The 14902-nt window shown below is 48.3% G+C and carries 14 protein-coding genes; 7 read left to right on the forward strand and 7 right to left on the reverse strand.

What is annotated here, in order from left to right; all coding sequences use genetic code 11:
- From P8J86_07330 to P8J86_07340, 3 genes are read right to left on the reverse strand one after another with little or no spacing between them, the layout of a single operon-like run.
- Window positions 1-1569, reverse strand: a complete 1569-nt coding sequence (locus P8J86_07330; GenBank protein MDG2054502.1) for a hypothetical protein — start codon at window positions 1567-1569, stop codon at window positions 1-3.
- Window positions 1566-2207 (reverse strand): hypothetical protein, encoded by a 642-nt coding sequence (locus P8J86_07335; GenBank protein ID MDG2054503.1) that lies wholly within the window; start codon window positions 2205-2207, stop codon window positions 1566-1568. Before P8J86_07335 ends, P8J86_07330 begins: the two co-directional genes overlap by 4 nt.
- Window positions 2204-2593, reverse strand: coding sequence for a hypothetical protein (locus P8J86_07340; protein MDG2054504.1), 390 nt, complete (start codon window positions 2591-2593; stop codon window positions 2204-2206). The genes P8J86_07335 and P8J86_07340 overlap by 4 nt, the downstream gene beginning before the upstream one ends.
- Window positions 2594-2874: 281 nt before the next feature.
- On the opposite strand from P8J86_07340, the gene P8J86_07345 reads away from it, so the two are divergent.
- The gene (locus P8J86_07345; GenBank protein MDG2054505.1) at window positions 2875-4554 is read left to right on the forward strand and encodes an LptF/LptG family permease; all 1680 of its coding nucleotides are present in this window, start codon (window positions 2875-2877) and stop codon (window positions 4552-4554) included.
- Between the two features lie 33 nt (window positions 4555-4587).
- On the forward strand, window positions 4588-5715 hold the full coding sequence (locus P8J86_07350) for an LptF/LptG family permease (protein MDG2054506.1): 1128 nt from the start codon (window positions 4588-4590) through the stop codon (window positions 5713-5715).
- On the opposite strand, the gene P8J86_07355 is transcribed toward P8J86_07350, so the two are convergent.
- The 3 genes from P8J86_07355 to P8J86_07365 are packed head-to-tail and all read right to left on the reverse strand — an operon-like array spanning window position 5716 to window position 8650.
- The gene (locus P8J86_07355) at window positions 5716-6555 is read right to left on the reverse strand and encodes an ABC transporter permease (protein ID MDG2054507.1); all 840 of its coding nucleotides are present in this window, start codon (window positions 6553-6555) and stop codon (window positions 5716-5718) included.
- Complete coding sequence (locus tag P8J86_07360; protein ID MDG2054508.1) at window positions 6552-7565, reverse strand: ABC transporter ATP-binding protein; 1014 nt, start codon at window positions 7563-7565, stop codon at window positions 6552-6554. Before P8J86_07360 ends, P8J86_07355 begins: the two co-directional genes overlap by 4 nt.
- A 17-nt stretch (window positions 7566-7582) precedes the next feature.
- On the reverse strand, window positions 7583-8650 hold the full coding sequence (locus tag P8J86_07365) for a hypothetical protein (protein MDG2054509.1): 1068 nt from the start codon (window positions 8648-8650) through the stop codon (window positions 7583-7585).
- Between the two features lie 86 nt (window positions 8651-8736).
- On the opposite strand from P8J86_07365, the gene P8J86_07370 reads away from it, so the two are divergent.
- Window positions 8737-10074, forward strand: a complete 1338-nt coding sequence (locus tag P8J86_07370; protein ID MDG2054510.1) for a hypothetical protein — start codon at window positions 8737-8739, stop codon at window positions 10072-10074.
- 27 nt (window positions 10075-10101) lie between these two features.
- Here P8J86_07370 and P8J86_07375 read toward each other — a convergent pair whose 3' ends face one another.
- Complete coding sequence (locus tag P8J86_07375; protein MDG2054511.1) at window positions 10102-10911, reverse strand: glycosyltransferase family 2 protein; 810 nt, start codon at window positions 10909-10911, stop codon at window positions 10102-10104.
- Window positions 10912-11152: 241 nt separating this feature from the next.
- On the opposite strand from P8J86_07375, the gene P8J86_07380 reads away from it, so the two are divergent.
- The 4 genes from P8J86_07380 to flgK are packed head-to-tail and all read left to right on the forward strand — an operon-like array spanning window position 11153 to window position 14883.
- Window positions 11153-12259 (forward strand): flagellar basal body P-ring protein FlgI, encoded by a 1107-nt coding sequence (locus P8J86_07380; protein ID MDG2054512.1) that lies wholly within the window; start codon window positions 11153-11155, stop codon window positions 12257-12259.
- A complete protein-coding gene (locus P8J86_07385) occupies window positions 12256-12639 on the forward strand; it encodes a hypothetical protein (protein ID MDG2054513.1) in 384 nt (127 codons plus the stop codon). Before P8J86_07380 ends, P8J86_07385 begins: the two co-directional genes overlap by 4 nt.
- Window positions 12640-12650: 11 nt before the next feature.
- Window positions 12651-13157 (forward strand): flagellar export chaperone FlgN, encoded by a 507-nt coding sequence (gene flgN, locus P8J86_07390; protein MDG2054514.1) that lies wholly within the window; start codon window positions 12651-12653, stop codon window positions 13155-13157.
- 34 nt (window positions 13158-13191) lie between these two features.
- Window positions 13192-14883, forward strand: coding sequence for a flagellar hook-associated protein FlgK (gene flgK / locus P8J86_07395; GenBank protein ID MDG2054515.1), 1692 nt, complete (start codon window positions 13192-13194; stop codon window positions 14881-14883).
- The last annotated feature ends 19 nt before the right edge of the window (window positions 14884-14902 follow it).

Below are 14902 nucleotides of genomic sequence, written 5' to 3' on the forward strand. Positions count from 1 at the left end.
TTAGGGTGCCTCTTCCCAGGTCGTTACTTGGGTCCCATAGACGATGAGTTCATAATCAACCTCGTTGGGTCTTGGTGTTGCGGGTGACGCTTCTTCAGGATTTGAAGATGATTCCGCATCTGATTCAAGTGATGGATCTGTCATGGGTAGATCATCAATGCTTGCCAGTGAGCAGAAGTCTGGCCGAATGTGACCAAAGTCATCAAAGAGGGGGCTGGTAGATGTTGTGTAGCCACATTCCTGATCAAGGCTATGATCGTAAAAGACACTTGCGTGGTTTCTAAGCTTGACTCTTCGAGCAGCAATTCGACCGTACAACGCACTAAAGCCATTCATTTCAAAAAGGGCGCCAGGCGCATAAACACTCGCTTTGATAACGGAGAGTCCAGTGACTCGCCAGGGTTCGCCGAGCTGCGCGTCAGGAAGTGCAAAAATTTGGATGCGATCAGGATTGATCCATTGAGCTGAGCCATTGACATTGAAGATGTTGTTAAATCGACGTTGTCCAATATAGGAATTATGAACTGTCGCACCACGACCCACAAAAATCCGTAGAGAAGCATCCGGGGCTAGCTCAATGGCACTTAGCTGCATCCGAAGCTTGCCAAATATGATGAGGTTAACATCGCCTTTAATAAGCAAATTTGCACCGGCTCTCAGGTGGGCATTATCTGCAACCGTATAGGTTCCACTGAGAAGCTTGCCTCGCGAGAAGCGTTTCATTTCTAAGCTTAGCATTCTTGAGGGTGGTTCCTGACGACTCCAAAAGCTTGTGATTGAGGCATTCGTCGCGCCCTCATCTTCGGTCGGTGCAAGTGCACCAGGATTCGGTGATGGGGGCATCGGAATCTTGTCTTTAGTAGAGGCTTTGGCAATCGGTTGGCTTTGCTGTGAGTACAGAAGGCTTCCTGAAGCTCCTTGAGCAAAAAAGAGAGTGGCATCGATTGCGGCAGCGTTATGTCCAACCTGAACGCTCATTGCATTACTTGATCTTGTTCCTAACTTGATACGGCGCCCAAGTGATGCGAGCGGAGAGCTAGACCATCTTGTGAGTGTAGAGTGATCTCCAAGGTCAATCTCTTCAGAAGAGAAAATGACAAACTCGCTCAGATCAACATCCACACTTCCATCACCGGCGTCGGTAACACTGGCGATTGCAGATGCGGACTGGCTAATATTTCCTACTGTAGCCGTAGCCGTAAGTCTGACATGAGTGGTGCTTTCATTCGGAATGTCATCACTCTCAAGATCACGGATATCAATCGTTACATGCCCGGTGCCAAGTGGTAAGTTTGTTGTAATCGCACCATCGTTATGATGTTCACGCCAATTGGCATCCGTTTCAAGAATCGCAGCAGCCAGTTCTATTCCAGCATCAGCAGTCCAGCGTGCTTGCACAGCTGCGGTCACATTCTGCCCGATGATTGCGGAGTTATCTCGGCTGACGAGGTATGAGAACGTCAATGTTGAAGCAATTGCCAAGCTCATAATGACGAGCAGCATCGCAACACCGCGTCGTGTTGTGTCACATCTATCTAATGTCAGTGCATAAGAAGAATTCGAAGTCATGGCAATGCCTCCGGTGGTGAATGGAGGCGAATAGCAGCAGACGTGGCCACTTCGTAGGGGATGTCATTGGTCTGGAATGCCAAACGTACGAGTAACTGTCGAGCTTCGTGTGGCAGGTTGCTACTGATATAAATGTTTAGATTATTGATTGCATCAGAAAGTAGACGCGTATGAACTAGATCCTGTTGACGGTAGTGAGAGAGAACAGTGTCCCAGGATTGGTTAGGGGCGTACTCTTGATCAGCTAAGAACTGGGCGCCTTCGCTCCAATCATCTGGAAGCTGTATAAACTCTACGATGAGAGAATGAGAGCTTTGGTCAAAAGTGATCCAACGAATTTCACTTGCATGAACAGTGTTGCTTTCGCGATCGTCATGGAACCAGATGACAGCAGTCGTATCAGTCACGTCAAGAATGCTTCGCGCTGGTGCAATATATGCAGCTAATCGTGTTTGTACGGCATTGGCTCTTAGCATGACCGATCGCGCATCGTGACGAGTCGTGATTCCTGTGGCAACAGAGCCACACATTGCTGCAATGGCAGCCGTAATAAGTGTTGTTATTGAGATCCCGAGAATGAGCTCAAGTAAAGTGAGGCCTCGGCGAGCAGAATGAGAAAAAGAGGTCGATATCATCATGCTTGCGGCTCCGGAACGAAGCGCGTTAGCTCAATGAGTGATCTTTGCTTCTGGTCTTCAATCCAGACGGTCAACATTTTTCCCTGAATCACTACGCTCAGATCATCGACTGCTAATGACATTGCAGAGACTGTGGCATACCGAGCAAGACCATCAAAGCTAGCGGGCAGCACATTGCCATCGATAGCGATTAGGTTTCCATCTTCTTCGGACAAGCCATTGAATTGATTGAGTTCGTTGTAAGGTGTTGCGACCATTCTGCCCAAGAGCGCTTCAGCAGCCAGTGCTGCAGCAATATTTTTCCGAGCCTCGATGGAGTGTTGTTGTCCAGCTGTGATCGCAGTGGTGACTGCGAAGACAGCGCCCACCAAGATACTGGTGGCCATCAAAGCCTCAATGAGCGTGAAGCCACGATGGCGAGACCTTGGGGTAATTTTTGTGTGAGATTCCACGATACAATCTTCCTACGACTTTTTGCATCCGTTGAGACGCATCCACCTTGATCATCGAATTGACTGGTGCCCGGCCATAGGATGTCTTGAAATGTCTCAACGAGAGTGTGGCCAGAGGCCCCACCAGCCCTCATAACCGGCATAAACCACCATAGATTGGGTGTCCGATAGCAAGTAGGGATGTTGCTTGCGGCGCGGAAAATGGGCTCTCCTTAATGAGCCGGATGTGGCTTCGCTGGTACGAATGGTGGGAAGTGGCCATAATGTGCCCAATGCTTGGCATTTTGAATCGCTACCTGGTCTTTGATCTGGCCAGGCTCACCATCCTTACCACAGCTATCCTTGTGACCGTCATCGCGTTCGGCGCGGCTATTAAGCCACTCTCGCTAGAAGAACTTTTGACGCCCATGCAGACGCTGAAATATATCGCCGTCGCAACGGTGCCGATGATGCAGTTTGCGCTGCCATTTGCTGCAGGGTTTGCGGCAACCGTCACATTTCATCGAATGGCATCCGAAAATGAAATTTTAGCGATGAGCGCTGCTGGCCTGAGTTATATCCGATTGTTCACGCCAGTGTTCAGTATGGGAATTGTACTTGCCATCATCATGGTGATTTTAACGCAGTGGGTTATTCCTCGCTTCTATGGCTACATGGGTAAATTACTTGCAACAGATGTGGCACTCTTGTTGGAGCACTCCATTCGGCAGGGCGTTCCCTTCACAATCAATGATCTCCAAATCTATGCGGATGATATGGAGGTCATTGAAGATCCAGCTGATACTGAAGCAGATACAAGGCTCATACTGAATCGGGTTGCTGCTGCTCGAACAGGTTCTGATAAGCGACCTGAGACAGATGTTACTGCAGCGCAGGCTGTTATTGACATCTACTATCGAAATGGCCGAACCTACATGAAGATGTTGATGACTGATGCCGTTTCTTATTCTGATGTATCTGGCGAACTAAGAGGTGCTCGTGAGATTGAACCAACGCGAGCGATTATTTTGCCGTCATTTCTCGATGATAATCCTCGCACAATGACGCGTGGACAGCTTCTGGTTCTCCGTGAAAACCCCGATGACTTTGATCATGTTGCCGTTGCACGACTCCGTCTTATGGACTCGATCGAGGAAGCGATGGCCTGGAAAGAAATCAACCAGCATCTGTCTATAGATCATTCGCAGCGGCTCATTGGACGAGGCCAAAATCGATATTCCTATGAGGTGGAGGCAGACTCTCTGGTCAATGGTGTTTTGAAAGCGAAAGGTCAGACTGTCAAGGTGACTCAATACGACCAAGGTGAGCCTGTCCGGCGATTTGAGTCTTCAAATGCAAGGCTCAACCGAGATCCAGGAAGCCCGGTAGATTCACTTAGTTTCAACTTGATCATGCGTGACGCGACCGTACACCAGATTCCTAGCGGTGGGGTCATCAATGAGCGCCGTGAGCAAATATTTGGCCCACTTGAGGTGGCAGGTATACAAGAACAAAGAATGATAGATTTTAGTTCTGCAGAGCTTGAAGAGATTGTTCAGAAGATCGATGCTCCATCAGAAAAATTAACCCTGGCTGCAAAGCGCCTGCGATACCGAATTGCCGAACTACAAAATGAGATTGAGAGTCGCTTGCAGACGCGATATGCAATTTCTGTGACGGCACTGTTACTGGTGATGCTGGGTATGGTTCTAGCGATTTATCTAAGAAACAGTTTGCCGCTATTTATTTACTTGTGGGCGTTCCTTCCAGCATTAGTGGATTTGCTAGTCATCTCTAGTGGAGCCCAGTTGATGCGAGATGGGCAGGTCATTTTTGGTAGTTTCCTAATGTGGATAGGAAATGTAGTGTTGTTTGTCGCTATATGTATTATCACATGGATCATAAATAGGCACTAGCGAGCTAAGAGATATACGGAACACAATTGATTTATGCTTATTCTTGATCGTTATATTGCTACTCGCTTGCTGATCAACTTTGTTGTTTTGTTTGCTATCGTTTTTTTGTTTGGGATTTCGATTGACCTTGTTCTGAATCTCGACAACTTCCTTGGCAAAGCGAGTGAAATGAATGGTGATGACAGTGGCTTGATAGCCAACTTTTTCACTGGATCATGGCTGGCGGTTAACTTCTATGGTCCCATGGTTTTCCAGTTCTATGCATACCTATATGGTCTCGCACTTATTGGTGCTATTGGTTTTACACTAACTCAACTGGTGAGAAATCGAGAGCTCATTGCAATTCTTGCTTCTGGTTTGAGTTTACACAGAATCTCATTCCCAATTATGGGTGTTGCTTTCTTGCTCTGCATACTTCAGATTCTCAATCAGGAGCTACTGTTGCCACGTGTCGCGCCGCTTTTGTTACGGGGGCATGCAAGCCTTGGTGCAGAAAGCGTATCAGACTTTATTGTTCCCTTTACACCAGATGAAGCTGGAAACCTGTTACTTGCTTCTGGGTTTTCTCCAGAATCAGAAATGCTAGATTCGCCAACGGTCCTGGTTCGTAACGAAGACGGGCAGACCGTAAGAAGAATCTCAGCAGATTCGGCTTCATGGGATGAAGAGCGGCACGGATGGGTGTTTGAAAAGGGAAGAGTGATTGAGTTTGATTTAGGCGGGGCAGGTGAGTGGCTTCCAGAGTCCGGTGCAGCTGAAATTGAATTTTATGAAACGGATCTATCTCCCCGCGCACTGACGGCCCGTGAGTACGGACATTATCTCGGAATGCTGAGTATGGGGCAGCTCTCAGAGATGCTGGATGCAGGTGGTGGGGCTGACAAGGCCACTATCAATAGATTTTGGTATTCACGTTTTTCAAGTGTTTTCGTCACATTGCTCGTGATTATTATTTGCCTACCATTCTTTCTTCTGCGATTGCCGGGTGATCTTCTACTCAAGAGTGTTTTATGCGCAGGCACAGCTGTTCCGCTGATGTTGGGGATGGCCATTGTTCTGATTGCGCCACTGCCTGGTTTGGGCCCACTGCAAAGCGCCTTTCTGCCAGTTATTGTTTTGATTCCAATTGCACTGTGGCGTATCGGCCACATTCAAACCTAATCAGAGAGTCTTCTTTTGAGACTTCCTACTGCGGCGTGAACCTTGTGGTTCGCGGGATATGTCTAGTGGTGCAGACGTAATCAAGGTGGCAATCAAAAACATCGCTGCAGCGAACAGTGATGTTGCGAGAAATGGGAAAGAAATATTCCCATGATCGAGACCGTCCCGGATCGAAGATGTACACCAGGTCATCGGATTAATCCAAACAATCCACTGAAACCATTGTGATGCACCTTGAATCGGGAAGAACGCTCCGGACAGGAGCCACATTGGCATAAAGAGCAAGTTCATGACGGCATGGAAACTGGATGTTGAGGGGCTACGCCAGGCAAAGATAAAACCCAGTCCCGCCATTGCAAAGCTTGTTAATAGTGATGCAGATGCTGCGATCACAATGCCCAGGATTCCTGTCGTGAGCCCAACGAGTGGAAGTCCAGCAAGTAGAACAAGGGACTGCAGCCAGGCCACCATCGTTGCACCAAGGATCTTGCCGAATGTGATTGACCATCGAGGTGCAGGGGAGACGATGACACCTTGCAGCCAACCAGCACGTCTATCTTCAATCAATGAGATACTTGAGAAGATTGCTGAAAAAACCGCCACCAACATCATCATGCCTGGCAAAAGAAAAGCATCGTAGCGTTCGGTATCGAGCTGGCCAGGTTTGATTGCCTCTGCAAAACCACTCGCGAGGAATGCCCAAAGTAGTGCGGGCGTTCCAATTGCAGCAAACATGCGACTTGGTTGCCTAAGCATGCGAGTAAGATCACGTCTTGCAATGATCAAGCTCACATGGAGAGGTTTCGTTTGGCTTGACTTGGTTTGAGCATCACTATTCATGACATGCGCTCAGGTAATGTGCCACGATCTTTTGTTGGCTTTGATAACGGCTGGTCTGTCAGTTGCTGCCCAGTGAGTTTTTGAAATGCATCGCCCAATGTGGGTGGCGCAAGAGAGAATGAAACGCCCATTCCTGCAAGTGCCGCAGTAATAGGCTGAGCTTCTGATTCTTTTAACGGCATTCGCCAACCAGTGGACGTCTTTGAAAATTGACCAGGTCCATTCCACTGGTCAGCCCTCCATGAGGGGTCATTGATGGTGATCAGACGCTGGCCAACGGATTGACGTAGTTGTGACGGTGATGCGTCGGCAATGATTTGTCCTTCGTTCATAAAAATGATTCGATCTGCAGCATTCGCTTCATCGATTAGATGTGTGCTCATGAGAATGGTTCTTTGCTGTTGGCGTCGTTGGTCTTCTAGCTGCTCTAGGTATGTTGAGCGAGCGTTTGGATCAAGGCCAACGGTGGGTTCGTCCAGGAGCAGTAGACGAGGTTGGTGCATGCTGGCGCGGATCAGATCAATACGGCGTTGCTGTCCAGCTGAGAGGACATGGACAAGCTGATGGCATGCTGATGTGAGACCAGCTTGTTCGAGTTCATTCTTAATTCGCTGTCGGCTTATTGCTGGATCAAGGCCATACAGCACGCCATGATCGCGGAGATTTTCAAATACACTTGCATCGCCGTCGAGACTGGGTCTTTGAAAGACGACTCCAATTGACTGGCGAATTTCTTGCTGTGATGAAGCGCCAAGAATCTTAAACGACCCGACGTGTGGTCGGATAAGACCACAGAGCACGCTAATGAGTGTTGACTTACCACTGCCATTAGGCCCAAGAATGCAAACAAACTGTCCTGCTGCAACATCAAAGGTCAAATCGTCCAGGGCATTCAAAGCAATGTTATGGCCACGTCTCCGATATGAATGTCGCAATCCACTGACCGCAATTGCTGGCTCTTGTTCTCGATTAAGGCGAGGAGGTTTGGTTTGGATTTCGCAATCTGTCATCAAGCGTTACGATCCAATCAGGGACTTTGTTGGCGTTTGTATTGTTGATGGCCTTGCTTAAGCGGTAAGTCAAAGATTGTGACTTCTGCGCCATTCACCAAGCCACGGGCGAGTTCATTCATGAGTAGACGTTCTTGTGTCAGCCGCAGCGCACGTTGAAGATCTGGTTGAGCCTGCTCCAGAGTGATGTTCTCTGCAGGTGTTTCATCGATGAATTGAATAATCGCGTAGCGTTCCTGAAAGAGTACCGGTGATGAGTACTGGCCTAGCTGCATGTTCCAAAGCGTGTCTCTTAGAGGCGTTGGATATTCGGGATCATCTTGACTGAGTGGCCCAAATTTACCACCGGTGGTTGCCGATGTGGCAATTGAAGAATCAGAAATAATGTCAACAAATGGTTCGCCGGCATCAATTCGTTCTTTTGCTCGGTGTGCATCGCTCAAATCAGAATAAACAGCAATGCGACCGGTACGCTTTGCTCCATACATCACATCGTATAGTCGCTTAATTGCGTCCTCTTGTAACTCAACATCAGTCTGTACAAGTGCTCGGAGGGCAGCATTTCTCCATAGTAAATTTGCATAGCGCTGGTCTCCAAGTCCTTGACGAACTCGGATTTCTCTTAAGAGTCGAATCGCCATATCTGGATCATCGTTGATTGACTCGAGCAGCAGCGTCTCTTCGTTTTCAGCTGCAGTGGGATTCAATGTGATATTCGCCTTAGTCAATTCTCCATTGATCTGTTGGTGGAGAATATGCTCTTCAAGGATCATGCCGCCCGAAGCTTCAGCTAGAAGTGGTTGGAGATGTTTCCAGGTGACCCGACGCCCATCAATGATTGCAACCGGTTTTTCGGTTGAAATCGTAGTAGTGTCCGCTGGATCTTCGTCAGTGGGGCTGGCACTCACAATCGTATTCTGCTTCGATCCAGCGGTGCTGGTCGATGCTGCTGGCGGCGACTGGATCGCTTGCTGCTCCGTCTGGCGTGCTGAGGGGGCACATGCAAAAGGTGGTATCACCAATAAACAGAGAAGAGCAGAAATTACGTATGAATTGGGGTAGCTGAGAGGTGCAAGGTTGGACATAATTGTCTAGCTTCACCGTTGGCACGTCATTGTGTCAAGGCTCGATGCTCCCAGGATCCCTGGGGCATCTCATTTTAGGAGTGAACATGGCCAGGCAGAAGGTACTCATCTGTCCATATTGTGGCGAGCTACAGCCCGCGGAAGACGCCTGTCGGGTGTGTGATGGGCGGTTCAAGCGATCTGCCCGCCAGGAGAGGCAAAATGGGATGGGGCCCTGGTTTGTCCGTGATCCGGCCGCACCTTTTCAACCTGGCTTGAGCTATGCCAGCATTGCTCAGGAGATTGAAGCAGGTCATATTGATCGTTACACCATCCTAAGAGGCCCCACGACCAAGCAGTTTTGGACCGTTGCTAAGCGGGTTCCAGGTATTGCTCACCTTGTTGGCTACTGCCATAACTGTGGGGAAACGGTTGATTCCAAAGACCATCACTGTCAGTCATGTGATATTCCCTTTGGTGCCTATTTGGACCGTAACTATCTTGGATTGCCGGAGGTACAACTGATGGCTGATGAGGTTCCGGCAACTGGGCATCAACAGGCGCAGATGTCGAGTTCGATGATCTCATCAGAACGGCCATTATCTCAAGCATCAGGTGGTTCAGTTTCTAGTTTTATAAGTGATGCCGAATTACTTAATGGGCCCCTATCAGATATTGAGGTAGATCAACTTCAACCTCATTTGCAGCATCCGGTAGATGAAACAAATAAGCCAAGTCAGATTGATCCAAATGCAAATCTGATCCGCCAGAGTGGAGCAGGGCACCTCTTCGATAGTTCTGAATCTAATGTTAGATTACGGGGGCTTCAGCAACAGATTCGCTCTCAACAGCGGGTGGTACTTTTGTTGGTAGCACTTTTACTGGTTGTTGTTGTGATTGGAGGTTTGGGTCTGATTTATGGATTGCCGGCTTTGCGTGAGCAGGCAACACCAGTGACGACATTGCCGCCAGGTACAGCCCCAGTCAGTGGCTCTGACATTTCATTAGAAAATCCTGTGGCACCTGTCCAGGGTGAAAATGTGATGCCTTCCACTGCGTCGCCAACAAATCAGATTCCGATCATAGAGATGCCAGATACTGATGTGACCACGGACACCGAGCTTACAGAGGAAACGAGCGGAGCATCTGTCATTGCCGAGCCCACTCCTGACTCGGTACCTGCCACAGTCAGTTCCGAGCCCTCCGAAAATGCGCTACCAGAAGTTTGGCGCACTGCTTATGAAGAGGCTCAGGTTCATTATCGCAATGCTCGGAATTCGTCTCTACCAATTGAAAGTCGAATTGAAAGTGCGCAAGCAGCAGCAAAGTTGCTAGAGCAAGTGCCTTCTGATGCGAAAGCGATACCTACACCAATCCGAAATTTGATGGAAGACATTGCCGAAGAAATTGAGAGGCTCAAAATTGAAGAATTTATAGGCAGCTGATCATGCTGTTTTATGGAAAGAGTGGCCTTAGGCCTTGGAGGAGCTCCGAGCTAGAGCGGCAAGGCGTTGGTAACGGAGATAGGTACCTCTTGCAATTGTTCGAGCCAAAAGAAGCCCGACGCGTCCATCAAGAAAGCCTAAGCGAATGATGTAGGTTCGTAAAAAAGCCATCACACATCGATTGAATGCTTCCACTCGATTTGCAGATCTTCCGTTGGCATGAGCCTCTTGAGCACCCAGCGTTGCATATCGATCTGTTTTTTCATTGATTTCATCACGATCACGATATGAGTGGTGTTGTATGACATGAGTCATGACACCAGTTGTTCCTTCTACGACTATTTTTTCGTGGACAGGCACATCTTTAAAGCGGCCTGCCGAACGTCGAAACAAGCGTAGCTTTCGATCTCGCCGCCAATCTCCAAAGCGAATCGGTTTGCCTAGAAATGTTGATTTGAAGGGAATCGTGAAAGCTTCGTGTTTGGTGGTGGGAAGTGTTGAGAGAATCTCTTGAGCAAGTTCTGGTGTGATTCGCTCATCGGCATCAATTGAGAGTACCCATTGGCTGGTCGATTGATCAAGTGCATAATTCTTCTGAGGCCCGAATCCAAGCCATGGCTGTTCAAAAACCTTCTCTGTATGGGTGCGAGCGATGGTCGTGGTTTGGTCAGTGCTACCAGAATCCACCACCACAACCTCATCTGCCCATGCCACCGAGGCGAGACAATCGGGCAGATCCTGAGCTTCGTTCTGGGTGATGATAATCACTGACAAACTGAAGCCATCGGTCCTTGCTTGAGCATCTAGGTCGGGAGATTTCTTGGGCGGAGGCGCCATACCAATATCCTACGGCGTGAGAGGGGGTGATGGAACAAAGGCAGTATCGGCGATCGCTGTGTCAAAGAGGAAGCAAAGACGAAATGGGCCTCGCAGCCATTGGCTTGGTCGGCTCGATTGGGGGGGTACCAAAAAACCAAAAACCAGCACACTGGACTTGGGCGCCTGTGCCTGTCAGTAGAACGGCATGAGATTTGCGTCTATTCAGAGGTAAACCTAGCCAGAGGACAGGAGGTCCGCCATGAATGGCTTAAAACAAGCCTTGACCATTGTGACACTGTTGGCAGTCTTTGCGCTTTGCGCAAGGATCGCCACTGCAACGAGCATCCAGGATCTTGTGCGAATCAAGGGTCAGGAGCGGAATATCCTACAGGGCCTTGGACTGGTCATTGGTCTTCCTGGCACGGGTGACACAACTAAAGATGCATTCGTCGCGGCTCGGCCCTTCGCTGAGTGGCTTGGAAATCTCGGGGATCCAGTGCTGAGCCTCCAGGAGTTGGCACGAGCTGATGCCTTTGCGCTGGTCAACGTCACCATGGAAGTTCCAGCTATTGGTGCACGGGAAGGCGATGAGTTTGACGTTCACGTTGATAAGGTCTTCAACGCAACCAGTCTAAAGGGTGGCCGATTAGTCGTGTCTTTCCTAAGACCACCGCTACCGAATGCTTCAAATCCACCGGTCTTGGCCTTTGGTCAGGGAATGGTGGTTATTGAGGGCGAGAATGTATGCAGCGGTATTGTTCGTCTAGGCGGACAGATGATCGCAGATATCAATACCAATCCGATTGCTCGAGATGGCACACTCTCTCTTGTGATCAAGCCACACTATGCAACATTTCCTATTGCAGCAGCAGTAACGAACGCCATCAATCAGCGATTCAATCTCATCGAGCAGGGTGATATTGCCATGGCCACCAATGCTCAGACCATTGTTATTCGTATACCAGCAAGCGATTTACCAAACCCAACACAGTTCCTTGCCAATCTGATGCTGATTCCAATCGATCCATCACTTATTCAGACTGAAGCGAGAGTTGTCATCAACGAAAAAATTGGTGCGATCATTGTGACAGCGAATGTTGAGATAGGTCCTGTGGCTATTGCGCATAATGGTCTGTCAATTACAAGTATCACGCCACCACTTGTGGCCACACCTGGAAATCCACAAATTGAGACAACGCCTTGGGCATCTATTTCTACTTCAGTTGAAGGTTCAAGGGCAACCACACGTCTTGATGTACTACTGAACGCGCTTAAACAATTCAATGTTCCAGTTAAAGATCAAATATCGATTGTCTATGAGCTCAAAAAGACAGGTGCTCTTCATGCGGAGATCATCCACAAATGACACTCATAACGACAGCAAATTTTGCATCATCAAAAATGCCAGGATTGGTAATGGCCAATCAAGCGGGTAAAAGTAATAAAAGTGCATTCTCTGAGATTCTAAATCCGAATCATGCAACTTCTGAAAATGGAATGACGCTTAATCAGGCAGCAGAAAAATTAGTTTCTTCTGCATTGCTTATGCCAATTATCGAACAACTTCATAGCGAGCACGGATTTCGATCAGAGATGTTTAAAGCCGGTGATGCAGAGCGGCATTTTCAACCCATAATGGACTACTACCTTGCGGATCAAATTGTAAGTGGAGCGAACTTTGATTTGACAGAGTCTGTTGTACAGCGATTGCAACCACAGGTTGATGGCGGGGGATTACAGGCGTGACAGAAAGCCAAATGAAAACATCACAATTGGAGCGACTCGATTCCGTTTTGCTCTCACAGATCGTTGCCCATGAGAAGTTACTGAAATGTCTCGGTGAATCACAAGAGGCAATCCGGATGGCTGATATGGATGCGTTTGGTATCGCATGTAAACAAAAGCACGAGATTGCAGTCGAAATAACTGGGCTTGAAAGTGCTCGTTTGGAGTTAATAGTTTCGCTCACCGAAGCGATAAAGCCTGGAGCTGAGTCGCCACTTAAGTTGACCGAATTGGCACTCGTTATTGATGAACCGCTGAAAGGCCGACTGCAATTAAGAGCAGATGCCTTGCGGAAGATTATTAGTGAAGTCCGAAAAAAAAGCAGTGTTGTTCGCCAAGCAGTTGATGTACTAGGTCGTCATATGACCGGTTTAGTTCAGACCGTACAGGGCGCCGTGACTGGTACTGGGGTCTATGGCAAGCGCGGGCGATTTGATGACAGTTGCCAGCTTCGATTTAGTGTAGATGTGCGATCGTAATTTTCTGGTCAGATCAGATGAGGAGCTCTGAAAAATGAGTCTCAATGGAGCTTTGCAAATTGGGCAGTCGGCCTTGTTCGCTTCTTCCGCAGCGCTACAAGTTGCGGGCAATAACATGGCAAATGCTGCAACTCCAGGATTTCATCGCCGTACCATCAGTTTGGCGCCGCTTGGTTCTGGTGGTGTTGGTGTCGCTGGTCTGGGGCAAGGCGTACAAATTCTTAATGTTCGTCGTGAAGTGGATATTGCTCTCCAAGGGCGTTATCGCGATTCGTTAAGCCAAGAAATGCGAGCGGCGATGGACTTTCGTTACGCATCTGCAATTGAGACACTTCAAAACGAGCTAAGTGAAAATGATGTCTCCAGTATGCTCAGTCAGTTCTTTAATAGCTTTTCAGAATTGGCTAACAATCCAAGTGATCATGCTATGCGCGCTGTGGTCGTACAGGAAGGGGTCTCGTTAGCCGCTCGGCTTTCGAGTTTACGAAGTGACTATAACACGGTGTTAGAAGAAGTGAACCAATCACTGGGAATCTCTGTGTCAGCAGCAAATAACATACTAGATCAAATTGCTGCAATTAATCAGCAGATTAGTATGCAAGAAGGTGCCGGTAGTGATGCAACTGCTTTACGCGATCAGCGTGATACTATTATTGATGAGCTTTCTCAACTAGTTGATATATCAGTTATTGAAAAAACAAATGGAAGTGTAGACATTCTCGTTGGATCAATTCCAGTGGTCATTGGTGCTGAATCGAGAGGCTTGGACTTGCGCCAATCAATGGAAGGCGACAGCTCGCATATGTCACTAAGGGTTGGTGTTGATGGCACTATGTTAAATGTGACCGGCGGCGCTATTGGCGGCCTTCTGGCGCAGCGAGCTGAGACTATTGAGCCCGCCATTGAGCAGCTTGATCGCCTCGCTCAAGAGCTTATTAGGCAAGTCAATCTTCTTCATTCACAAGGTCAGAGTGAGACCGGGTATACATCAATCACTGCTAGTGCTGGTGTCATCGATTCCACCGTTCCACTAAATCAAGAGGGTAATGGTCTTGCGTTTGAGATTGGTTCTGGAAGCTTCTTTGTCCATGTGACAGATCAAGCAACTGGGACAACAACAGCACATGAAGTTGCAGTTAATGGCGATGCAATGAGTATGCAAGATTTGGTGGATGTCATCAATGGTCCAAATGGCGTTCCCAACGTAACAGCGAGTCTTGGGCCAGGAAACAAACTAATACTTGCCGCTGATGAAGGATGTGAAATCTCGTTTTCAGATGATTCAGCGGGTGCATTGCTCGGCCTCGGTGTTAATACTTTTTTCACTGGATCGAACGCAGCTGATATCAATGTGACAGGTCTACTTCAGGAAGATCCGAGTTACCTTGCCATTGGGGCCGGGCACATTCCCGGATCTGGTCAGACAGCGCTTGCAATTGCAGGACTTCAGGATCAAGAAGTGGATGGGTTTGGCGGCCGCAGTCTACGTGAGTTTTGGCAAGAATCAGTGACATCACTTGCGGTGAAAACAAATGGTGCGGCAGCGAAAGCGGAGTCAACGAGCTTAGTACGCTCCAGCTTATACGCTCAGACTCAGTCTGTTTCGGGGGTCTCAATCGATGAAGAATCTGTGAATCTACTCACTTTCCAACGTCAATTTCAGGCAGCCGCAAAGTTCATTGATGTGATAGACGAAACCATGGAGACCCTGTTGAGAATGGCATGAGTACAAACGGAAATTAATC

It is taken from the genome of Phycisphaerales bacterium (assembly GCA_029268515.1).
Classification (GTDB): domain Bacteria; phylum Planctomycetota; class Phycisphaerae; order Phycisphaerales; family SM1A02; genus JAQWNP01.